The sequence below is a fragment of the Desulfosarcina sp. genome, from assembly GCF_033791525.1.
In the GTDB taxonomy this organism is placed as follows: domain Bacteria; phylum Desulfobacterota; class Desulfobacteria; order Desulfobacterales; family Desulfosarcinaceae; genus Desulfosarcina.
Map to the genome: position 1 here is coordinate 1 of NZ_JASJGN010000187.1, position 22205 is coordinate 22205.

General features: G+C 55.3%; 17 protein-coding genes. 4 read left to right on the forward strand and 13 right to left on the reverse strand.

Features of this window, described 5'->3' with window-relative positions:
• The 3 genes from serA to QNK41_RS09045 form a co-directional block, all read right to left on the reverse strand.
• Positions 1–1349 (reverse strand): phosphoglycerate dehydrogenase (gene serA / locus QNK41_RS09035; protein ID WP_319255931.1); only part of this gene is annotated, 1349 nt, incomplete at its 3' end.
• Between the two features lie 370 nt (positions 1350–1719).
• The gene (locus tag QNK41_RS09040) at positions 1720–2706 is read right to left on the reverse strand and encodes an MFS transporter (RefSeq protein ID WP_319255985.1); all 987 of its coding nucleotides are present in this window, start codon (positions 2704–2706) and stop codon (positions 1720–1722) included.
• On the reverse strand, positions 2588–3151 hold the full coding sequence (locus QNK41_RS09045) for an MFS transporter (RefSeq protein ID WP_319255933.1): 564 nt from the start codon (positions 3149–3151) through the stop codon (positions 2588–2590). Before QNK41_RS09045 ends, QNK41_RS09040 begins: the two co-directional genes overlap by 119 nt.
• A 136-nt stretch (positions 3152–3287) precedes the next feature.
• Here QNK41_RS09045 and QNK41_RS09050 point away from each other — a divergent pair, with 136 nt between their 5' ends.
• On the forward strand, positions 3288–4409 hold the full coding sequence (locus QNK41_RS09050) for a site-specific DNA-methyltransferase (RefSeq protein ID WP_319255935.1): 1122 nt from the start codon (positions 3288–3290) through the stop codon (positions 4407–4409).
• A gap of 108 nt (positions 4410–4517) precedes the next feature.
• Here the strand turns inward: QNK41_RS09050 and QNK41_RS09055 are convergent, their stop codons facing one another.
• The 3 genes from QNK41_RS09055 to QNK41_RS09065 are packed head-to-tail and all read right to left on the reverse strand — an operon-like array spanning position 4518 to position 10864.
• Positions 4518–4784 (reverse strand): EscU/YscU/HrcU family type III secretion system export apparatus switch protein, encoded by a 267-nt coding sequence (locus tag QNK41_RS09055; RefSeq protein ID WP_319255937.1) that lies wholly within the window; start codon positions 4782–4784, stop codon positions 4518–4520.
• Positions 4781–6343: a hypothetical protein gene (locus QNK41_RS09060; protein ID WP_319255939.1), complete on the reverse strand. Its 1563-nt coding sequence runs from the start codon at positions 6341–6343 to the stop codon at positions 4781–4783. The genes QNK41_RS09055 and QNK41_RS09060 overlap by 4 nt, the downstream gene beginning before the upstream one ends.
• 15 nt (positions 6344–6358) lie before the next feature.
• Complete coding sequence (locus QNK41_RS09065; RefSeq protein WP_319255941.1) at positions 6359–10864, reverse strand: DEAD/DEAH box helicase; 4506 nt, start codon at positions 10862–10864, stop codon at positions 6359–6361.
• Positions 10865–11072: 208 nt separating this feature from the next.
• On the opposite strand from QNK41_RS09065, the gene QNK41_RS09070 reads away from it, so the two are divergent.
• Positions 11073–11375, forward strand: a complete 303-nt coding sequence (locus tag QNK41_RS09070) for a hypothetical protein (RefSeq protein ID WP_319255943.1) — start codon at positions 11073–11075, stop codon at positions 11373–11375.
• Between the two features lie 107 nt (positions 11376–11482).
• Positions 11483–11917, forward strand: coding sequence for a hypothetical protein (locus QNK41_RS09075; protein WP_319255945.1), 435 nt, complete (start codon positions 11483–11485; stop codon positions 11915–11917).
• Between the two features lie 13 nt (positions 11918–11930).
• On the opposite strand, the gene yjgA is transcribed toward QNK41_RS09075, so the two are convergent.
• The 7 genes from yjgA to rlmD form a co-directional block, all read right to left on the reverse strand.
• Positions 11931–12428 carry a ribosome biogenesis factor YjgA gene (gene yjgA / locus QNK41_RS09080; RefSeq protein ID WP_319255946.1) on the reverse strand — a complete coding sequence of 166 codons (498 nt, stop codon included), beginning with the start codon at positions 12426–12428 and terminating at the stop codon, positions 11931–11933.
• 63 nt (positions 12429–12491) lie between these two features.
• Positions 12492–13775 (reverse strand): TRAP transporter large permease subunit, encoded by a 1284-nt coding sequence (locus QNK41_RS09085; RefSeq protein ID WP_319255948.1) that lies wholly within the window; start codon positions 13773–13775, stop codon positions 12492–12494.
• Entirely contained in the window at positions 13772–14272 is a 501-nt protein-coding gene (locus QNK41_RS09090; RefSeq protein WP_319255950.1) for a TRAP transporter small permease, read from the reverse strand. The genes QNK41_RS09085 and QNK41_RS09090 overlap by 4 nt, the downstream gene beginning before the upstream one ends.
• Positions 14273–14276: 4 nt before the next feature.
• A complete protein-coding gene (dctP, locus tag QNK41_RS09095; protein WP_319255952.1) occupies positions 14277–15305 on the reverse strand; it encodes a TRAP transporter substrate-binding protein DctP in 1029 nt (342 codons plus the stop codon).
• 48 nt (positions 15306–15353) lie between these two features.
• On the reverse strand, positions 15354–16280 hold the full coding sequence (locus tag QNK41_RS09100; RefSeq protein WP_319255953.1) for a TRAP transporter TatT component family protein: 927 nt from the start codon (positions 16278–16280) through the stop codon (positions 15354–15356).
• 65 nt (positions 16281–16345) lie between these two features.
• Entirely contained in the window at positions 16346–16999 is a 654-nt protein-coding gene (locus QNK41_RS09105; protein ID WP_319255955.1) for a TetR/AcrR family transcriptional regulator, read from the reverse strand.
• Positions 17000–17575: 576 nt separating this feature from the next.
• The gene (rlmD, locus tag QNK41_RS09110) at positions 17576–18970 is read right to left on the reverse strand and encodes a 23S rRNA (uracil(1939)-C(5))-methyltransferase RlmD (protein WP_319255957.1); all 1395 of its coding nucleotides are present in this window, start codon (positions 18968–18970) and stop codon (positions 17576–17578) included.
• A 452-nt stretch (positions 18971–19422) separates the two neighbouring features.
• Here rlmD and acnA point away from each other — a divergent pair, with 452 nt between their 5' ends.
• The gene (gene acnA / locus QNK41_RS09115; RefSeq protein ID WP_319255959.1) at positions 19423–22176 is read left to right on the forward strand and encodes an aconitate hydratase AcnA; all 2754 of its coding nucleotides are present in this window, start codon (positions 19423–19425) and stop codon (positions 22174–22176) included.
• Positions 22177–22205 lie beyond the last annotated feature (29 nt).

Sequence of the window (22205 nt, forward strand, 5' to 3'; positions counted from 1 at the left end):
ACCAGTTCCAGGCGAAAATTGTTAATCTTGACCACCTTTAATTCGCTTCGGCCGATGATGGTGCCGGCAACCAGATTCTCACCGACTTCTGAAGTCACCCGCAGGGTTATCAGGTGAGTGTAGTCTTCGGCTTCCGATGTGGTTGACTCAATGATTTTTATGCCCATCTCTTTGGCCACCACCGGTGCGTTGACGAAGTTGACTGCATGCTTGACCATGGGCGTAAGCAGTCCCTTGAGAATCGCAGTGGATACCGGGGCCATGTCCATCCCTTTAAAATCGCCGGTATATTCGATGGTCACCGCTTTGACCGGTCCGTCGGCCAGTTGGGCCTGCAAACACCCCATCCGATCGCCCACCGCCATGTAGGGGCCGATTTTTTGTAAAAGGTCCCCGGCCACGGAGGGGACATTAACTGCGTTGACGATGGTGCCGTTGATCAGGTAGTCGATGATCTGCTGGGCCACGGCCACGGCCACATTGGTCTGGGCTTCCTGGGTGGATGCGCCCAGATGGGGCGTACAGATGATCCGATCCAACTCGAACAGTCGGCACTCACCGGGAGGTTCGATCTCGAATACATCCAGCGCGGCACCGGCGACCTTTCCGGATTTCATGGCCGCCTGCAAATCGTCTTCGTTGACGATGCCCCCCCTGGCGCAGTTCATGATCATCACGCCGTCTTTCATCTTTTCGAAGGCCGCCTTGTTCAACAGGCCGGTCGTTTCCTTGAGTTTCGGTACGTGAATCGAAATGTAGTCGGAACGCTGGTAGAGTTCATCGAGGGTCACACTTTCGAAACCGGACTTTTCGATCTGTTCAGGCGCCACAAAGGGATCGTAAACCACCACCTGCATGCGAAGTCCCTTGGCCCGGTCAGCTACGATGGAACCGATTTTTCCGAAACCGACGACACCTATGGTTTTGTTAAACACCTCCCTCCCCTGCAGCTTTTTCTTGTCCCAGCGGCCGGCCTTTAAAGAAAGGGTGCCCTGGGGGATGTTCCGGGTCAGGGCCATCATCATGGCAATGGCATGTTCGGCGGTGGTGACCACGTTGCCGGTGGGTGTATTCATGACAACGACACCCCGTTTGGTGGCGGCGGGGATATCTACATTGTCCAGACCGATGCCGGCACGACCGACCACTTTCAGTTTTATCCCGGCCTCGATTATCTCCTTGGTCACCCGCGTGGCGCTGCGAATCACCAGCGCGTCGTAGCCGCCGATAATCTCCTTAAGCGCCTGAGGCGTCAGCCCCGTTTTTACGTCAACATTGATTCCCTCTGTCTCGCGAAACATCTGAATCCCAGCATCGCCGAGAGCATCGCTGACAAGCACCTTGATCATCTTTTCGCTCCTCCTTCTCCTGCAGATTATGCCGCTATCCGTTTCTATAAATAATAACAAAACGGTATGTTTTATTGATTTCAAGCCTAAAGTCAAGGTGCAAGACACATCATGCGCTTTTCATCAATCCCAATTTTCTATTACTTTCAGAGGTTAACACCAATTTTTTTCATTTTTTGGGAACAAGCTTAAACTAATAGTGACGGTTCCATCAGTATTTATGCTTCCAACGACCAGCAATGAAAAAAACCGATTACATGTTCCGGAAGGTGGTGCAGCGCAACGATAAGGCGCCTGTTCTCACGGTACCAAAGCCCCGCCCTTCCAGAGACTATCAAATGCAGGACAATGTCTCGTTCTGACATGGCCGTCATTGGACGTCCAGGGCATCTCCCCGCCCCCTGAAAAGGGTCAGTATCCAACCGGCAGCGGCCCACACAGCACCGGCAAACATGGCCGAGTGAAAGGCGTTCATAAAAACGGGTTGAAGGGTCGGCTCATAAACATTGGCATTCAAGCCGCCACTGAGCCGGGTGTAGGTGTGGCTGAAGATCAATCCCGAGAGTGCCACACCGGTGACCATGCCAAAATTGCGTGCGGCGGCAATCGTCCCCGGCGCAATCCCCCGCTTACGGATGGAGATCACGCTCATTGCCGAGGCACTGTATGCCGGCAGGAATAGGGCCACCCCGACGCCGGCCAGAGCCAGGCGCCAGATTTCCGGAAAAAGGCCGGCGGAAGGGACCAAGGTTGTGAAGGAAAACAAGGCCGCAGTCAACCCGCCCATGCCTGCGAAATAGAGCGCCCGTGAACCGACTCGGTCGGTTATCCAACCTGACAGGGGGCTGAGGAAAAACAGAAAGCCGAAGGGAATCATCATGATGGCTCCAGCCGTCTGCGCGCTGAGGCCGGCGGGTCGCATCAGGTAAAAGGGCATCAGAAAGGTGATGGTAAACAATCCGGCGAACAGAATGACCGCACAAATCACCGATACCATGAAAAATCGGTTTTGAAGCAAATGTGTGTCCACAATGGGGTAGTCGGTTTTCAGTTCTGCCCGGACAAACAGCACCGACATGGCAACAGCCACCACGGTCAAAACAATCATCCGGTAAGATGCGATTGACCATTTATCCACGTGCAGCATCAACGTCAACACACTGAAGAGCGCTGCGGCCAGAAAAACGACGCCGGGCCAGTCGAAGGTCTCATGGGACGCCGATTCCGCAGCGGTTCCTTTAAGGATTTTCCAGGCGGCAACCACGGCTACCGCACCGATAGCAACATTCAGGAAAAAAATCATCCGCCAGGAAAAATGCTGGAGAATCAGCCCTCCAAACGCCGGACCAGCCGTCAGGCCCGTGGCCACAACGGTTACCCACCAGTCCCAGGGCCTTTCCCCGCTCCTTTAGCGGAAAGGCATCCACCACCAACGCCGGTGAGCAGGCCATGATCATGGCGGCACCGATTCCTTGGAAGGCGCGGGATAGAATCAGGTACGACGCCTGACCGGCGGTGCCGCATAGCAACGATCCCAATGTAAACCAGACAAACCCGTAGCAGTATACCCATCGTCTCCCTTTGATGTCGGACAACCGGCCGAACGCGAGCAGGGTGGAAGAAATGGTCAACAGATAAATCACAACCATCCATTGAACTGTTTTGAACGGTGCGTTTAGATTCTCCATGATGACTGGAAGGGCAATATGGACGATGCTGCTGTCCAGGGTGGACATGAAAATTCCGGTGGCCACCAGTATGAAGGAGACCCATTTTCTATTTTTTTTATCCACCGGTGCCATCGCAGGTCATGCCATCGCTAACTGAGTTGAGAGTCAGACGTCTCCGATTATTTTAATTTCAAAATACCACGGTCTCCGTATTGAAAAAAGCCTCATTTCATGACAAAAAAAGGATAATAAAGGAGCCTTATTCCCGATGATATCCGAACACCGCATCCGGTTTGCCGATGCAAATACAATGTCCGATGTCGCGTCGCAAAACGTTCACCTGGTGGTGACCTCTCCGCCCTACCCGATGATCGAGATGTGGGACGAGTTGTTTTGTCAGCACACCGCAATCAAAAAGGCCCTTCACAGCCAGAGGGGTATGACCGCATTTGAATTGATGCACCGGCAGCTGGACAGGGTGTGGAATGAAATCCACCGGGTCCTGGTTCCCGGAGGCATCGCCTGCATCAACATCGGGGACGCCACCCGGACTCTTGAAGACGAATTCGCCCTTTACCCCAATCACAGCCGTATTCTCGCGCACATGCTCAAGCTGGGGTTTTCCAACCTGCCCAACATCCTGTGGCGCAAGCAGACCAACGCACCCAATAAGTTCATGGGGTCGGGCATGATGCCGCCCGGTGCCTATGTGACCCTCGAGCACGAATACATCCTGATATTCCGCAAGGGAGACAAACGGCTGTTCAAGAGCCAGGCGGAGAAAGCCAACCGGCGGCAAAGCGCCTTTTTCTGGGAGGAGCGCAACCAGTGGTTCTCCGATGTCTGGATGGATCTGAAGGGAACCAGGCAAAAAACCGGCGACAAACAGCTGCGAAAACGCAGCGGTGCCTACCCCTTTGAATTGGCCTACCGCCTGATATGCATGTTTTCGGTCATGGGCGATACGGTGCTGGACCCGTTTCTGGGCACCGGAACCACCCTGTTTGCCGCAGCCGCAGCCGGCCGAAACAGCCTGGGATTCGAGTTGGAAAAGGCCTTCCAACCGTTGATTGACCAAGGATGCCAACCGGCGATCGAACAGGGTCGCCGCCGCATCGGCGAGCGGTTTGACGGGCATCTGCAATTTGTCCGCAACCGTCAAGCGGCAAGCAAAACCATCAAACACACCAACCAGGTCTACGGATTCCCGGTAATCACCCGTCAGGAAGTCGAACTCATGATTCCACTGCCCGTGGCCATTCAAGAAACGGTGAAGAACCAGTACCAGGTTACCTATGAAATGCCGGAGGCACTTGCCATTGGTCAGCCTGCAATCGTCCCCAAGGCAATTCCAACTCCTAAAACTGGCCAATTGACACTTTTCGACTAAAAATCATATAGGCGTTAAGATAATTAATTTGGCAAGGCTATAGGGAGGAAGCCTTATGGGTGATACTGCGACGACCGATAACGCTGTCCAAATTGATTATCTTAACGCCTATAACTTGCCGTTGAGCCGGTATATGAACACCAGCACTTCGGCAACGGCCCGGAAAAGTTCGGGCGGGATTTCAGCCTCCAGGTCCATGGCCTCCAGCACATTGGCCAGGTTGCGGTCTTCAAGGAGGGGTACGTCGTTTTCCCGGGCCGCCTGGACAATCTGCTCGGCAATGTGGCCCTTTCCCTTGGCAACCACCCGGGGAGCCATGTTCGTGGCCTGGTCATATTTGAGGGCGGCCGCCTTTTTCATCTGTCTGTCGTTCATATGTTAAGGTCCACCTGCCGACGTGTTGGAAGGGTTAGATCTTCACCTTCGAATTCTTCAATTTTTTTCTGGTTGACCACCACGCTGACGGCAACGGTATTGAAGGTATCGTTGAGCATCTCTCCGATGCGGCGATGTTCGCTTTCAATGGCCGCTTTAACGTCCGCTTCCTTGACGAAAAAAGTGACGTTCAGATCCTTGCCAACCATCCACAGATCGGTGCGCACCGTTCCCATGCGGTCCATGTCCAGCAAAAGGGAAACCCGGGGATTCTTGTGGGCATCATCGCGCCCCCTTTTGGCGTAGTATACCTTGAGGCGGGCATTGCGATGGGTGTCCGTCAGAAACAGCAGATGGGAAAAAGCCTGAAACAGGTCCGGATCCATCGGCTTTTCCGCAGCCATGAGCTGCTGCTGCTCGATGTGGGAAACCGCCCGTTGAACCACACTTTTTAACGTTTCCAGCATGTGCCGGTCCGCCCCGCGGGCATCCGGCGGTTGCGCATCCAGAAATTCTTTCAGGATCAACAGGTTTGGTTTCATGTCGTTGATCATGATGTCACGGATTACCGGCTGCCGGGCCAATTCGGCCGGCGTCATTGACGTGGACCGGGCCTGAAGGTCAATAATTGCCTGCCCCAGACGGTTTTCAAAATAGACGCCTGAGTTTTCGACAAAATCCCTGACCCTGGCCACCAGCGCAGCCATATCGCCGGCTGGCGATGCCGGACTCAGCGCCTGCTGCAGGTTGATCAGCGCCCCTTTCATCGGGGTGGACAACGACGGTGAAAGACCTTTCTCAGGCTGAATCGTCCCCTCGAGCAACCGCTGAATCGGCTCTCTCAACGCCGCCATTTCTGAAGCCGTCGGTGGTGGAGACGGGCCCGCCGGAACCATCCCTGATTGAATTGGTCGGTTGGACGTCATGTCCGGCTGCGCGTGTTGGGCCGGTGACTGTTCTTTGGCTGTTGCGTCGACCGCGGTGGCAGTAGGCAGATTGATCGAACCGATGGTTTGCGCCTTTGGACCTATGGCAAAGGCGATGCCATTGTCGTTTTTTACCACGGTGAGGGGAATGGCCTGACCCTGGTGAACCGGGATGTCGATTTTGGCAAAGGCCTTGAATTTTCCGAAATCCACAAGCATCAGCCCATCTTTTTCGAACCCGGTAATGCGTCCCTGAAGTGAGTCACCGGGAACCAGCCACCGCAAATGGTCGGAAAGAAAGGACCTGTCGGATATGGGTTCGAACAGGTGAATCTGCAATCGCTCGCCATCCTTGATGGTCGCCGCCTGGCCGCTTTTTGGCACCATGACCAGGCGAAGATTTTCTCCTGCGGCTTCCACGCGGATCTGAATATCCTGGCCGGTGACGACCGGCAGGGGCAGGCGGGCATACGCCTTGAACTGGCCGATGGAAAGCAGGGCGTCGTTGTGCTTTTCCACATCCACTACCGATGCGGTCAACCGATCCCCTGCGCGCAAGGTCAACGATGCGGGCAGGCTTTTTCCCGATTCCGTCATCTGCTGCGGCAGCTGCAACAGCCACTGGGTGTCCATGCTTCAATCCCCCGGTCAGGTTGCCACACGTCGGTATACGGTAATCGCGCGTGTCTCTGTGATAATATCGAACCGATGGCCCAAAACTTCAATAAACGGGCTGTCTTGCGCATCTTGACCGTTGATCGTCTCCACGGTGATGGACCGAAGCGGATCGATGCGGCGCCCCAACAGGTGGTCGAACAACCCAAAGCAGTCGGCCAGCCGATCATGATCGACCGGCAGATGGATATGCAATACACGGCCTCTCCGGTTTGAAACCAACGCCAGCCGGCTGCCGATATAGACCAGATGGCTGCCGGCCGAACGCCGGGGCAACTCGCCCTTGATGGCATCGATTCCCAACCCGCAGATGGATGCCGGATCCTGGGCACTGATCCAGTATAGGCGATCGTTTGGCAGTTTTTCCCGGAGCAGCCGAAGCATCCGGTTAGACACGAACTGCAGCCCGGGTATGTCATTGAAAAAACAGCCGGCGACGACCTCACCGGAAAGTTCCATGAGCCGCAGCGACCTGAATATGGCGGACCATTGGAATGCGGGCAGTTCCCTGGACAGCAGTTGACGGAACAGGATACCGTAGCGGTCCAGCAATAATCGCACCCGGTCTTTGACGATCTCCTCCACCTCCATCAACCCCTCGGGTGGCTGTGGATTGTCGATCAGATGCCAGTTTCCCACCGGACCTTCCAACAGGCGGCCGGGTTTCCTGCGCCGGCTTCGTCGGGAGCCGGCCAAGGATCCATAACCGGCGGTCATCCAGTCATTTGACGGACCGGTTGTCTTAAAGCCCCGGGCCAAGCCCCGCCGCAGGGCAATCATGGTATCGTTGGTTACTTTTCCCACCCACACGCCGGCCCATAACTGCTGCAGCACCTGGCGTGCCGGTTGGGGTGGGTCGCCCATGAGTGCAGACAAACTGTACCTCGCACGGCTGTCTGGAAACAGGCGAGTCACGTCGGGTACCGTCATCTCCTCACCAATCGTGTTTTCCGGATGGTCCCCATGGCCGCTCATCATCAAGTCAAGGTCGCCTTCATGACAAAAGGCGATCTGCCGACGATGCCGGCCCACCCACATCAGCGCTGATTCCTGCATCAGTCGATCCAGCCATTGGGGATCGTAATTGACAAGGCGCGCGGGAAGGATCTCCGACTCCCACAGGGCTGCGGGAAGCGGCAGGCACGTCAACGACTGCAGGCACGACGCCAGGGCATTCAGGGAATCTCCCGGTCGGGTCAGCCCCTGAAAATGGGCCAGCGCCACAGCGAGTTCCCGGACATCACGGATTTCAATGGCCGGTGCTTGCAGGCGTCTGGTCATGCGCAGCAGTGTGTCGAAATTGTCCGCATCGCAAACCTGCGCCTCATCTTGTCCGCGGATCAGGTTCCCGGCGATGACGGCACGCGCCTCAATCAAATCCGACAGGACCCCGGATACCGTCTTTTTATCCAGGCCCAATTCTTTTTGGATGAAATCAGCAGGCACGGGCCCGTAGAATCTGAGCCATTGGGCCACTATTTCCACAACGGTCGGCGCGGTGCCCCAATCATGTGCACGGGATATCTCGCCAATACGCTTTGGATGTCCCTCTAAGGTCGTCCACCGGAAATTCGTACTGCGGGGGGTGAAGGCTTCGGCAATCCCGGCGGCCATCTCTGCAGCGACGATCAAATACCGATCCGCACCGGTCGATGCGTCCGGAACCAGCTTGATGAGTTTTTCACGGAGCGGATCAATCAGATCGTTGAGTGACGCACCGCTGTCGACAACGGCACGCTGGAGGAGCCGTTCCCAATCCGCCATCGGGAGCAACAGGCGTTCTTTGACCCATTCCAGCAGTTCCACGGGATTGTCCGGCGCATAGCCGGGATGAAGCCGCTGGCGCTTTTCCTGAAAGGCCGCTATCGTTCCGGCATCAACCGCGGGACGCAATTCAGGGGTGAAAACCACCTGCTCGAGCAAGTCGCCGGATAGACCGGTTTTTACCCTGCCCGGTTGCCGGTCATCGGCGTACATGTATTGATTAACCTGCCGCCATGAACCGGACAGGGCCATGGGACTGGGTGACGCAGTGTGAACCTCGGACCAGGCAATCGTACCCCTCTCCAGCTCTTGCAGCACCTGGCCCAGGGCCGCCATATCAAATTCGTCCTGAAGACAGGTGCGCCAGGTTTCCAGCAGGATCGGAAAATCGGGGAAGCGCCCCAGTGAATCCAGCAGCCGTTGAGATTGTTGTCGGGCCAGCCACAGGGGCATTCGCTGATTGAAATGGCGGCGGGGAAGCAGCAGGGCGCGAGCGGCGCACTCACGAAACCGGGCACCGAAGACACCGGATCCCTCAAGCCGTTCCCTGAGCAGCGCTTCGACCTCATTGGATGAAACCAGTGTCATGACGTCGTCGGCTTCCCCGTCCGGGGGAAGCAGCAGGTAGACGGCATCGTTGGTGGGAAAAACCGATGGCGCATATCCATGGCGCTTTTCCCAGGCTGCCTCCAGCGCATGCGCATACGGACGATTGACCCGGCCGCCCCAGAAAGTATGGATGACTATCTGTCGAATTGGCGCCCCACCCTTTCCCGACGGAATCCGTTCCACCACCACGTGGTGACGATGTGGCAGCGGGCAGCCGGTTTTCTCCTGCTGACGTTTCAAAAACGCCATTAGAAATCGAGCCCCATCGCCGTCCATGCAGTAGCGCGACGTCAATTGATCCACAAACCCTGGATCCGCCATCCGGTTCTGGGCGGTCTCCAGAAAGCGGGCGATCTTGTCGGACAGGTAGAAATCCCGATCCGTCTCCTCGGCCCACCAGAACGGCGGCGCCATTGCCTTGGGCCTGGCCGGCCGGACGAAGACATCGTTGTGGGTAATCCGGTGGATGCGCCAGTTCTGGGTTCCAAGAGTGAAGGTCTGGCCTGTTTTGGCCTCCCAGACAAACTCTTCGTCCAACTCGCCGATACGGGCCCCGGTCTCTTTATGGCGCAGGCCAAAATAACCGCGATCGGGGATCACACCGCCCGAGGTGTAAAGGGTCAGTAGAGCCCCTTTTCGGATCGTCACGGTGTTGTCCAGTCGGTCAAAGGCGATTTTCGGCCGCAATGCGGGGATACGGGTGGCGGCGTATCGACCGGCCAGCATGTCGACGACCAGATCGAAGGCCTGACGCCGAAGGCCGCGGAATGGATAGGAGGCGCGTAATTCGTTGAAGAGCAGGTTGACATTCCACGATTGTTCGCCCGTCATGGAGACCACCACCTGGGCCAACACATCCAGGGGGCATTCAATCGGCCGCACCGGTTCGATATCTCTTGCCATCACGGCTTCGGCCAGCACTGCTGCGGTCAAACTGTCGGTGGCATGGGTGGGAACGAGGGTGGCCCGGCTGACCTCCCCTACCCCGTGGCCGGACCGGCCGATGCGCTGCACCGCCGAGGATAGGGATGGGGGCGACTGTACCAGGATCACGTGGTCCAGCGATCCGATATCGATGCCCAATTCCAGCGAGGCGGTGGCCACAATGGCCTTGAGGTCGCCTTTTTTGAGCCGCTGTTCCACTTCAAGGCGCAGCTCCTTGGACAGTGAACCGTGGTGGGCGTATGCGATGGGGTCGGGTTGGTCGGCATTGATCAGAAAGGCCAGTTTTTCGCAAAGCCGCCGCGAATTGGTAAAGATGATCGTCGAGCGATTATTTTGGATGGTCTGCCTGAATGGATCAGCCAGATCCTCCCATACACTGCGGGCACTGTCTCTGGTCATGACCGCATCCGGAATCCGTACATGAATTAAATCCTGATGCTGCCGGCTAGACCCGCAGCGCTTCACCTCCCGCGGGGTATACCGGGGGTCGGCCTCGTCGCGGTCAATGGTGAATCCGCCGACGAAACCGGCAACCACGCCTTCGGGTTTGACTGTGGCCGACAGCGCAATACGCTGAAATTCACCGCAAAGTGGAACCAGCCGATCCACGGCTGAAATGAGCAGGGATCCCCGCTTGTTGCCCACCACTGCGTGAATTTCATCCAGGATAACCGTTCGAATCCGACCCAGCATGGATCGCCCGCCATTGGAAGAAACCATGAGGTGCAGGCTCTCCGGGGTGGTGATCAGAATTTCCGGGGGACGCCGGATCATCTGCCGTCGATCGTGTGATGGGGTGTCCCCGCTGCGGGTAAGCACCCGAATCGGAGGAAAAGGCAGCCCGTTTTTTTCGAACAGCCGGCGGATCTCGGTCAGTGGTCGAATCAGGTTGCGTTGGACATCGTTGTTCAGTGCCTTGAGCGGGGAGATATAGAGGATCCGTGTCTGTCCGGTTCTCCACCGCTGGCGGATGAGCTGGTCCAGGGCCCATAAAAAGGCAGCCAGGGTCTTCCCGCTGCCGGTAGGTGCGGTAACGAGCACGTGGGCATGGGATGCAATCAGCGGCCAGGCCTTCTCCTGAATCCGGGTGGGTCGACCGATCTGGGTTTCGAACCATCGATTGATCAGCGGATGAAACAGGCCGTCGTTGTCAAGCCTCATGGTTAGCTACTCCTCGCACAGCGTTAATCGTCGCAAAAATATATCACAGGGCGGCTTGTTTTCCTAACCACCGTTGATCAGGCGTTGCCTGTGCGGAAATCCTTTTTTCGCCGCTGGACATGTCCCCATGTTTGCCTAACCCTTGCGTTTATGCTACACCAAATGCCCCTTGCAACCCACTCGGCAGCATGAACCGGCGAAGGTGCCCATGTTTTCAGGAATACAGGAAATTCTGGTTATCGTCCTTGTCATTTCGGGGATATTCCTGATTCCCCGGATGATGAAACCGAGACCGGCCCCCCCGAAGGTAGTGCTGCGCCGTGCGCCCCTCAAGCTTTCCTGGACGCTACGACTGGCCATCATTTTGTCTATCCTTTGGCCGCTTGCCTGTGCGTTTTACTTCAAGCCCTGGCAGCAGAACCTCATGCCCTTTGCCACGCTGGGTATCGGACCGGTTGTGGTCGGATGGAGTCTCAACTGGGTACTTGCCGGAATTAAAAACAAGCGATAATGTAGTAACCGATGAAAAAACGTGGCCCATCGCGCAAACTGGGCACTTAGACCGTGGTACATCGTTACCACCGATCGATCACCATACTTAGCGAAAAGGGGTTTTCCATGGCACACGAAGATGCCGGACACTACGGGGCCAAACATCCCGGCGCAAAAATCGACAAGGCTATTGCCGACGCCATTGCCGGTAGGGAAAAAGAGGGGCGTATCACCTGCGTGGCAGCCCATGCCATTGCCAAAAAACAGGCCAACTCCCCGAAGGTAGTGGGCGTGAACATCGACCTGCTGGAAAAACGGATCCGCCGATGCCAGCTGGGGCTGTTCGGTTATGATACGAAAAATAAAAAAGCGGTAAAACCGGCGGCCATGGTGACAAAACCCCTCAAAACTTCTATCCGCAAGGCCATGGAGGGCGACAGCATCACCTGTCTGGCAGCCTGGGATCTGGCAAAAAAAATGAGCCTGACGCGACTGGAAGTATCATCGGCCTGCGAGGCCATGAAAGTCAAAATTTCGAAGTGTCAGCTGGGCGCGTTCTAGCGCCTGTCTGATGTCACTTCCCGGCAGCCAACGATTTAAGATAACGAAAGAGATTGCGAGCGGACTTCGGCGGTGCGTTTTTTTCCTTTTCTTTGCGGGCGCTGCGCACCAGTTGTCCCAGGCGACGGCGATCCGCATCTGGAAAGGTGTCCAGGATTTCCTGGAAGACGTCATCGTCTCCGTCAACCAGTTGGTCCCGCCAGGCTTCGATCCGATGGAAGGCTCTGGCCTGCCCATAGGCGCCCTGTTCGATCGATAGGAGAGCCTGTTCGATCGGTTCGGCATCCACGCTGCGCATCAGAGAGCCGATATACTGCATTTGACGCCGCCGGGCCCCATGGGATTTTATCGCTCGGACAGTCTGGATGGCTTCCAGTAAACGCGTGGGCAAATCCATCCGGCCCAGCTGGTCGTCCGAAAGCAAAACCAGTTTTTCCCCCATCTTCTGAAGAGCTGTGGCCTCTTTTTTCAGCCGGGTGCGGCTTTTGTCAAGATCATCGTGCATGTTCATGCTTCAAAATCCCGTAGTATGACCGGTTAAAAACAAGGTGGGTTCGACAGACACCCTTCGAGGTTAAATAAAAAACAAGCTCAGCCAGGGAAAATAGGTAATGACGATCAACACCCCTAATAAAATCAACAAGTATGGCAATGACGACCGGTATAGCAAGGTCACCGGTTTTTCGAATTTCAGGCTGGAAATGAACAGGTTGATGCCCACAGGCGGTGTAGAGTAGCCGATCTCAAGGTTCACCAGAAAAATGACACACAGGTGGATGGGATCGACGCCGTATGACAGGGCAATGGGAACGATAATGGGAACCACGATAACAATGGCTGAAAAAATATCCATGATGCAACCCACCGCCAGCAGGAACAGGTTCAATCCGGCCAGAAAAAGCAGTTTGCTGTCGCTCAATGCGGTCAACCATTCGAGGATCTGATTGGGAATCTGTTGATCCACCAAAAAACCGGTAAATCCCAACGCGACCCCAAGGATGACGATAATGGCGCCAGACAGAACCGCACTTTCAACGATAACCGACGGCAGCGTATTGAAAAAAGAGATCTCTTTCAAGACGAAGCACTCCACCACGACCACATAGATCAGCACAACGGCAGACACCTCCGCGATGGTGACAAACCCACCGTACACGCCTACCAGGATGATGCCGATCACCGGCCAGTCCCAGATACCGTCTAAAAAGGCGGCTTTCACCCGTTTAACGGAAATACCGCTGTGGACGCTCCGCCGACGGCCGGCTGCCAGCTGTTTGAAAAAGGCGTAGACGCAAAGCGCCCCGATGAGAAGGAGGCCCGGAACGAGTGCCGCTTTGAAAATGTTGCCGATGTCCACCTGGGCAACAACCCCGTAAAGGATGATGGGCAGGCTTGGCGGAAAAAGCAGCCCCAGGCTTCCCGAGGTGGTCAACAGGCCCAGGGTAAACTCTTCACCGTATCCTTTATCGCGCATCACCGGATAAAGGACGCTGCCAAGCGCCACGATGGTCACGCCGCTGGCACCGGTCAGAGCGGTGAAAAAAGCGCAGGCGCACAGGGCCGCCATGGCCAGTCCGCCGGGCAGCCATCCCATCAGCGCGTCGAGGAAATTCATGATGCGCTGAGGCGACCGCGTCTCGGTGAGCAGACAACCCACCAAGGTGAACAACGGAAGCGCCACCAACACGGGCATGGCACCCAGACGGTTCATTTCGATGAGAATGGTCTGAAGCGCCAACCAATCATGCTCCACCAGGTAGAGACAGGCAATGGACAAAGCGGCAATGATAGTAAATAAGGGCGTTTCCAGAAGCGCCAGGACCAGAATGACAACGATGGCAAGGGTGAGTGGATTCATCGGGTCGGCTTGGTTCGCTGGGTTGTTTCTGCCGTTGGCGAGGACGCAAACCGGTAGAGCAGCGCGGCCAGGTAACGAAACGCAGCCACGCTGAAAAAGAAGGGGAAGATCATGGACAGCCGGCCCCAGTCGCCGAACATGGCGATTTCATTTTTAACGAATTCAAAGGAGGTGACCAGAAGGATCCCCATCACCAGGGCGCCAAACAGATTCACCGCTACGGCAGCCCACAACCGGATGCGGTCACTGCAATAGCGCAGGACCAGTTCGAGCCGGATGTGCCGCTGCCGCTTCAGGGCCAGCGATGCGCCCAGCAGGGCCAGCCAAAGAACCAGATTGGGGCCGGCCTCAAAAATTTTATGGGACGGCAGATGAAACAGATTGCGCGAAAGGATGTTAAAAATGATAAAAAAAACCAGCAGTGAAAAGCAAAGGACGATGACGCTTTTTTCGAACAGCGCCAGTGCATCGTCCACGCGCTTGATGGCTTTGATCATGGTTTCACTTTACCCGATCCCGGTGCTCCGCGATCAATCCACGAACCTGATCGAACAGTTCTTTTGAGTAAAGGGAAGGTATGCTCATCTCATAATTCTTTTCGGCGCTTCGTTTGAATGCAGCAGTTTGTTCGGGTGTGGACGGGATCAGGGTAATACCCGCTTCGCTGAGCACCTGAACGGCTTCGGCGTTGTCCTTACGGGTTAACCGGACCAGTCTTGCAGCGTATTGCCTGACCAGCCGGCTGACGATATCCCGGTTCTCGGGATCCAGTTCGTAGAAGGTTCGTTTGTTCATCAACAGGGCGCCGGTAGAGTTGACCATGGGAAAATCGAGCATGTACTTCACCCTCGCGTACCACTGGAAGGCAACAGATGCAAGCGGTGGAGAATAAAACGAATCGATCATCCCGGTCTCCAGTCCGGTATTCACATCCACAAGCTGGAGGGGGTAGCCCAGCACACCAAAGGCGTCCAGAAAATTTTCCGCCACCCGATCCCCTTTCCACACCCACATCCGGGTTTGCTTCAGGCGGTCCATCGTGTCGATGCGCTGTTTTGAAAAAAGGTAAACGAATCCAGCTTCGGCAAACCCCAGCAGGACATACCCCTTTTTTTCAAACCGGCCGGCGAAGTCATCGAACATCTTTTCCTTGACGTAATCGATCTCTTCATAGGTGTTAAACAGCAAAGGCGCTTCGAAAACCCGTATCTCCGGCAGAACGAGCCCCAACCCCACCCCGGAGAATCCGCCGGCATGGAGGCGGTTGACCCGCATTTTTCTCAGGACATCCACCTCGTCACCGCTGACCCCGCCGGCATAAATTTTAATTGCCACATCGCCGCCGGTCTCTTTTTTTACCGCATCGGCAAATTCATGCAGAGTCCGGGTCCACGTGCTGCCCTCGGGCATTACCACGGCAATTTTTATCTCAGTCGGACCAGCGAACCCGACACAGGGAAAAGCGCACACCACCAGGGAAACCATGGCGAGCAGCGTAACAATTAGTCTAATTGGTTGAATTCGTTTCATTGGTTGAGTGGGTTTCAAGCGTCAATGGGTCAATTGATTGTGCACGGTCTATTCGAACAGGGTATCCACTGCGGCCAGATATGCAACCGCCCGGCGACCGGCAATGGCATTGTACAAGGACACCTCATTCTCGCTGGCGGGATGGTCTATGATTCGCTGCATCATGTCGATAAATCCCTCCCGGTCCTGTTGTTGATACAGGCAGAAGCGACCATAAAATAGATCCGGTAGAAGATAATGGTCTCCGGTGATCGTTTTCAACTGTTGATAATGGACAAGGGCCTTGTCCTGGCTTCCCCCCATCATGGGCGGCCGGGAACCGAAATAAACCAGCAGGAAAAGATGCGCGCCCCCATGGTTATACGCAGGATCCAGTTCGAGCACCCGCTCCATGACCTTGCGAGCCACATGTGCCTGGGATACGGCCCGGACAGAATCGAGGTTGCGGTTGACCCAGGCTCCCAGGCTGAATCCATACCAGAAGAGCGGGGCCACTTCCACCCTGCCCAGTTTGTCCAGATAGGGCGTGATGGTGTCGACCGTTCGGAATGCATCCATCGCACCCGGTGTACTCTTTTCCAATGCCATCAGAGCGTAACCGACACCCTTTTCGTAGTATCGATTCACCTGATTTTTCAACAAATCCATCTCTCGTACCCTGCTGTCCGAAGAATCGACAAGATAAGTCGTCTCATCAAGCCGGGTTTCCACAAAACCGAATGCATAGCTGGCATACATCCGGGACAACATCGTCAGCAATTGACGATCATCGGGCGAGTTCGCCAGCACGGTTTCAAGCAGTTTAATATTGGCCGGGAGCGCCTTTTCCATCAGATCCAAATCGTCATCACGCTCATATGCAGTAATTCCGTGGTCTACCAAATCAGCAATCTGGCTTACCACCAGGTGTCTTGGCGAGCAGGCCATCACTGCCAGCGACATCGAAACCAGTAATATCCAGCGTTCGACGATCATAAGGGATCCTGTTTCGTTCTGGGCCTGAATCAGCGGATCGTTTTTCAGGTCGGAATGGTTGAATATCAACCGCTATGAAGTTTGGTAATATCCTGCCCCGGCATTTCACGCAGGCTTTCTGGAATGTTCCCTGTCGAGAAGACACTGCTGATGATGCGGACCAACCGGTGAATGTGGCGCTTGATCTCCTCGGGCGAACGACCCGGGTAGTTTTTGAAGGACATGACGACCCCGGTAACCGATGCGTATATGGCATGGGTTACCAGACGATTGTTCATACCGATATCGGTTTGATTGTTTACTTTTTCCAATATATTTAGAAAATTGCGTTGCATTGTGTTATACCGATCCAATGCCTTCTGCTGGATCTGTCCGGTAATCATGAAATGGCCCATCATCTGGAACACGGATTCATTCTCCAAAAGGTAGTCCACGCTTCCCATGGCCAGTTCCTCCAAGGATGTTTGCCCCGCCTTCACCTTTTTTTCAAACAACTCCTCCACCACTTTCATGTGGCAAACCAGGGCCTCGACGAAAACATCATCCCGGCTGGGGAAATAGCGGTAAATTGCAGCAGCTGAAATGCCGGCCCGTTTAGCAATATCCCGCATACCGATCTTGTGAAAATCTTTCTGACTGAACAGATCCATGGCGGCATTGACAATGAGGTTTTTGCGTGTTTCGCGCTCTTCTTTGCGTAGCTTCTGAAACGTCGACATGGTTGGGCTCCTGCGTGTTCAATTTGTCGTTGTACCGAAGGCATCGGCTGGAATAGAATGTGGAAACGTTGATTCATGCAGACGGCGAAATGCAAAATAAGCGGCGCCCCATTAGCAGGCACTATCTGATCCGGGATTGCGTCATTACCGCTGAATTCATTAACGCAGTTAACTTGAATTAACAACTCTTTTCCAATTCGATGGGTTCTGCTAAAGCATCGGCGCACGGTGACACATCGATACCATCCAATCCTTTGATAAACTCGTAAAAAGTCGCATTTCCGACGGATTCGTAAAAAGTTCGAGATCAAGGCTTGCGGGCCGCGAAAGCGAGCTTTAGCGAGCGAACAGTATATCGACCTTCATCACTACGGCTAACATTCATGTTCCATCCTGAGAATACCGCTATCGCGGGTGACGTAGGTAGCGTACTTACGGTACTCCGCAGTGACGAGGGATGACGCGTAACGCAGATATCGGACTCTTATACGAATCCGTCAATCCTTTAACCCCCTGTCCGCCATACATACTGAAGGTGTGAAAGGATGAAAGTCTATTTTCAGCTCGATAGCGCGGTTAGACACCTCTTTTTTTAATCAGCCGGGCCACCGATTCGATATGAAAGGTGTGTGGAAACATGTCTACCGGTTGGACTTCTTCAACATCATACACCTCCTTGAGTTCCAGTAGATCCCTGGCCAGGGTGGCCGGGTTGCAGGACACGTATACAATTTTCTCCGACCCCAGCCTGAGCACCTGTTTGACCACATGTTTGTGCATGCCGGCGCGTGGGGGGTCGATCACCAACAGATCCGGTGCCGTATCGATGGTTTTCAGGGTGTCCTTGATATCCCCAAGGATAAATCGGCAGTTGTCGATGCTATTCATGCGACAATTCTTGCGGGCATCCTCCACGGCGCTCTCAACCAGTTCCAGGCCGATCACTTCGCCGGCCTGTTTGGCCAGGCAGATGGCGATGGTTCCGGTGCCGCAATATAGATCCAGCACTTTCTCGTGTCCCTTGAGAGCCGCGTATCGACCGACGATTTCGTAAAGTTTTTGCGCACCGCGAGTGTTGGTCTGGAAAAAGGAGTTGGCTGAGATGTCGAACTCGAATCCGCCGATCCGGTCAGTCAGCACTGGTTTGCCGGCCAGGTGGATTTCCCGCTCGCCAATGGCCACGCTCGAGCGCCTGGCCGTAATGTTGTTGACCACGGAGACCACTTCGGGAAACCCGTCTATGATCGTATCGGCCAGTGGCATGACCGCGTCGTGATCCTCGCTGGCTGTAACAATGTTGACCATCCATTGGTCGTGGGCCGCCGAGTGCCGCAGCATGAGAAATCGCCAGAAGCCTTCATGGCTTCGAAGCCCGTAAACCGGCCGGTCCGACGCACGCATGAAGGTGCGCACGTCATCCAGAATGCGGTTTCCCGCTTCCGGTTGCAGCAGGCATGCCCGGGTATCCAATACCTTATGAAAGGTACCGGGCACATGCAGCCCCAGTGCGAAGCTGATATCCGCGCCGCTGCCCATTTCCTGAGGCATCAGCCAGCGCCGGTCCGAGCAGGAAAACTCCATTTTGTTGCGGTACCCGAAAATAGTGTCAGACGGCAGCGTCGGATGAACGGATGTTCCGCTCATCAGCGCGATGTGTTCCAAGGATTCGGCGACGTGGCGGCGTTTCAAGTCCAACTGGTGCGGGTAGTCGATGAACTGCCACTTGCAGCCGCCGCAAAATCCGCTGTAGGGGCATGGTGGATCCACACGCAGGGGCGATGGTGTCAGCAGCTCCTGCACCACGGCTTCGGCGTAGTTGCGCTTTTTTCTGATGATGCGGGCGGCCACCCGGTCACCGGTAACGGTCTGATCGATGAATACGGCAAAGCCGTCGATCTTGGCCAGACCCTTTCCACCAAAGGCCACATCGATGACGTCACATTCGATGATCTGTTTTTTCTTAACGGTCATGTTTTTCCTTATATCTGCCGAAACTATCCCGGACAAACTGAAAATCACAAATAACAAGCACCAATTTCTAAATAAATTCCAAATTACAATTTTCAAATCCCAAGCAAGGTCCAGATTAACACGTCGCTATCATTATTAATGATACTAGGTTGAGCGGTTTTTCAATGGGGTCCTCCACATGTTCCATGGTTGGATTTTTGTCAAGGGCCAATACTCATGGTTACGTTTAAAACAGATTTCTGGAATTCCCGTGCATCGGTCCCTGGTTTTCTGTCGGTCGTTTTTCTTCCGTTTTTTTTCTTGCCCTGCCAATCGATTTTCTTTACTTTAGAATAACCTGACTCATCGTTATGGTATCCCATTTCCAGAATAATATCGTTCCGGACCATTCGTTCCTTTTTTGTTCATTCGATCATTTTCGAGTTCCATTCAACCCCGAAAAGGACCTTGCCATGAAAAACACGGATTATTTAAAGGCGCTTAAAGTCGATGGAAAAACCGTCACGTTCTTTGATTTCAATCAGTTTGCCGCCGACACTGGGGCATCCGTTGAGAATCTGCCCTTTTCCATCAAAATTATAGTGGAAAACCTGCTGCGCAAGCTCGACGGCCGGGTGGTCACGGAAGCGGACCTGGCCAATATCGTCCGCTGGCAAAAAACCTATGAGTCGCCGGTGGAAATCCCCTATCACCCTGCACGCGTGCTCATGCAGGACTTTACCGGCGTGCCGGCGGTGGTGGACCTGGCGGCCATGCGCGATGCGGTCAAGGCCATGGGCAAGGACCCCGCGCGGGTCAATCCCCTGGTTCCCACGGAACTGGTGGTGGATCACTCTATCCAGGTGGACTACTTTGGCACCGACGACGCCCTGGAAAAGAATGTAGCGCTGGAATACAGCCGCAACAGCGAACGCTACGAACTGCTCAAGTGGGCTCAGAAAAGCTTTGCCAATTTCAAGGTGGTGCCCCCCAATTCGGGCATCTGCCACCAGGTCAATCTGGAAAATCTCGGCCGGGTGGTCATCACCCAGGATGAGGGCGGCCAAACCATCGCCTATCCGGACACGCTGGTGGGCACCGACTCCCACACCCCCATGATCAACGGCATCGGCGTCATGGGGTGGGGCGTGGGTGGCATCGAAGCCGAAGCGGTCATGCTGGGCCAGCCCTACTACATGTCCATCCCCGAGGTGATCGGCGTTAAGCTCAACGGCACCCTGAAAGAAGGTGTCACCGCCACGGATATGGTTCTGACCATCACCGAGATGCTACGCAAAATCAATGTGGTCGAAAAGTTTGTGGAGTATTTCGGTCCCGGCATGAAAAGCCTGTCGGTGACCGATCGGGCCACCATTGCCAACATGACCCCGGAATACGGGGCCACCCTGGGATTTTTCCCGGTCGACGAAAAGACCCTTGACTATCTCGAGTTGACCGGCAGAGGCGACCGCGCAAGGGTGGTCGAGGCCTACACCAAAGCCACGGGCATGTTCTACACCGGTGAAACGGATCCGGCGTTCACCCAGGTGGTGACGCTTGATCTGGCGACGGTCCAGCCATCGGTGGCCGGCCCTGCCCGCCCCCAGGACCGCATCTCCCTGCCCAATCTCAAAAAAACCTTTGCCGATATCCTCGGCTGCGAATACGACCGGGATGCCGAAGTCAAGCGCATATCTGAATTTCACGATGAATCCGGATGCAAAACCGTGCGCGCCAAACGCTGCCACCCGGTGACCCAACGCCAGTTCGACATGGAACTCGATGGCCGGCCGATAAAAATCGGTGACGGTAACATCGTCATTGCCGCCATCACCTCGTGCACCAACACCTCCAACCCCCACGTGCTCATGGGGGCCGGCCTCATCGCCAAGAACGCGGTTGCTAAAGGCCTCAAGGTGCCACCCTTTGTTAAAACCTCCCTGGCGCCGGGATCCAAAGTGGTCATGGATTATCTGGAGGCAGCCGGCCTGGTGCCTTACTTCGACGCCCTGGGCTTTCATCTGGCCGCCTTCGGCTGCACCACCTGCATCGGCAATAGTGGTCCCCTGCATCCCGATATCGAAAGTGTCATCGAGAAAAACGATTTAAACGTGGCCGCCGTACTTTCTGGCAACCGCAATTTCGAAGCCCGCATCCACCAGAACATCAAATCCAATTTCCTGGCATCACCCATGCTGGTGGTCATCTTCGCCTTGGCCGGCCGGGTGGATATCGATCTGTCCCTGGAGCCGGTGGGCATCGATCCCAATGGCCAGCCCGTTTACCTGGAAGACCTGTGGCCGTCAAACGACCAGATCGACGAACTGACCCGAACCCACGTTAAAAAAGCGTTTTACGAAAAGGAATACGCACGCATCTTTGACGGTGATCGTTTCTGGGAAGCCCTAACGGTTGCCCAAAGCACCACCTTTGCCTGGAAGGATGCCTCCACCTACATTAAAAACCCGCCCTACTTCGAAGGATTTTCCCTGAACCCACAGCAACCGGGGGATATCATCGACGCCCGTTGCTTCCTGCTGCTGGGGGACACGGTTACCACCGACCACATCTCACCCGCCGGTGCCATTCCCGAGGACTATCCGGCAGGCCGGTACCTGATCGAAAACGGCGTTGCCGCGGACCAGTTCAATTCATACGGTTCCCGCCGGGGCAACCATGAGGTGATGATGCGCGGGACCTTCGGCAACATCCGCATCAAAAACCATCTGGTGACCCCCAAGCAGGGCAGTTTCACCCTGAAATATCCCGAAAAGACGGAAATGACCAACTACGATGCGGCCATGGCCTACGCGCGTGAAGGCACCCCGCTGGTCGTACTGGGCGGCAAGGAATACGGCACCGGCTCCTCCCGGGACTGGGCGGCCAAGGGTACCACCCTGCTGGGCATCAAGGCGGTCATCGCCCAGTCGTATGAACGCATCCACCGCAATAACCTGGTAGGCATGGGGGTACTTCCCCTGGTTTTTTCCGACGGTGATAGCGCGCAAAGCCTCGGGCTGGATGGTTCGGAGACCTTCACCATCTCCGGGATCGGCAGCATGACGCCCCGCAGGCCGCTGGCCGTCAAGGCCGTCAAGGCAGATGGCAGCGAAATCAATTTTACGGTCATCTCTCGGCTGGATACCGAGGTGGACGTGGAATATTTTGAAAACGGCGGGATTCTTCCCTGCGTCATTCGCAAAATGATTGCGCAGGATACCGACTAACAGACGGTGGCCGATAAAACCTTGTTCAG

Bases quoted from the DNA above. Each gene is read 5' to 3' on its own strand.
- QNK41_RS09045 (WP_319255933.1), bottom strand. From the start codon at position 3,151: ATGGCACCGGTGGATAAAAAAAATAGAAAATGGGTCTCCTTCATACTG.
- QNK41_RS09050 (WP_319255935.1), top strand. From the start codon at position 3,288: ATGATATCCGAACACCGCATCCGGTTTGCCGATGCAAATACAATGTCC.
- QNK41_RS09055 (WP_319255937.1), bottom strand. From the start codon at position 4,784: ATGAACGACAGACAGATGAAAAAGGCGGCCGCCCTCAAATATGACCAG.
- QNK41_RS09060 (WP_319255939.1), bottom strand. From the start codon at position 6,343: ATGGACACCCAGTGGCTGTTGCAGCTGCCGCAGCAGATGACGGAATCG.
- QNK41_RS09065 (WP_319255941.1), bottom strand. From the start codon at position 10,864: ATGAGGCTTGACAACGACGGCCTGTTTCATCCGCTGATCAATCGATGG.
- QNK41_RS09070 (WP_319255943.1), top strand. From the start codon at position 11,073: ATGTTTTCAGGAATACAGGAAATTCTGGTTATCGTCCTTGTCATTTCG.
- QNK41_RS09075 (WP_319255945.1), top strand. From the start codon at position 11,483: ATGGCACACGAAGATGCCGGACACTACGGGGCCAAACATCCCGGCGCA.
- yjgA (WP_319255946.1), bottom strand. From the start codon at position 12,428: ATGAACATGCACGATGATCTTGACAAAAGCCGCACCCGGCTGAAAAAA.
- QNK41_RS09085 (WP_319255948.1), bottom strand. From the start codon at position 13,775: ATGAATCCACTCACCCTTGCCATCGTTGTCATTCTGGTCCTGGCGCTT.
- QNK41_RS09090 (WP_319255950.1), bottom strand. From the start codon at position 14,272: ATGATCAAAGCCATCAAGCGCGTGGACGATGCACTGGCGCTGTTCGAA.
- dctP (WP_319255952.1), bottom strand. From the start codon at position 15,305: ATGAAACGAATTCAACCAATTAGACTAATTGTTACGCTGCTCGCCATG.
- QNK41_RS09100 (WP_319255953.1), bottom strand. From the start codon at position 16,280: ATGATCGTCGAACGCTGGATATTACTGGTTTCGATGTCGCTGGCAGTG.
- QNK41_RS09105 (WP_319255955.1), bottom strand. From the start codon at position 16,999: ATGTCGACGTTTCAGAAGCTACGCAAAGAAGAGCGCGAAACACGCAAA.
- rlmD (WP_319255957.1), bottom strand. From the start codon at position 18,970: ATGACCGTTAAGAAAAAACAGATCATCGAATGTGACGTCATCGATGTG.
- acnA (WP_319255959.1), top strand. From the start codon at position 19,423: ATGAAAAACACGGATTATTTAAAGGCGCTTAAAGTCGATGGAAAAACC.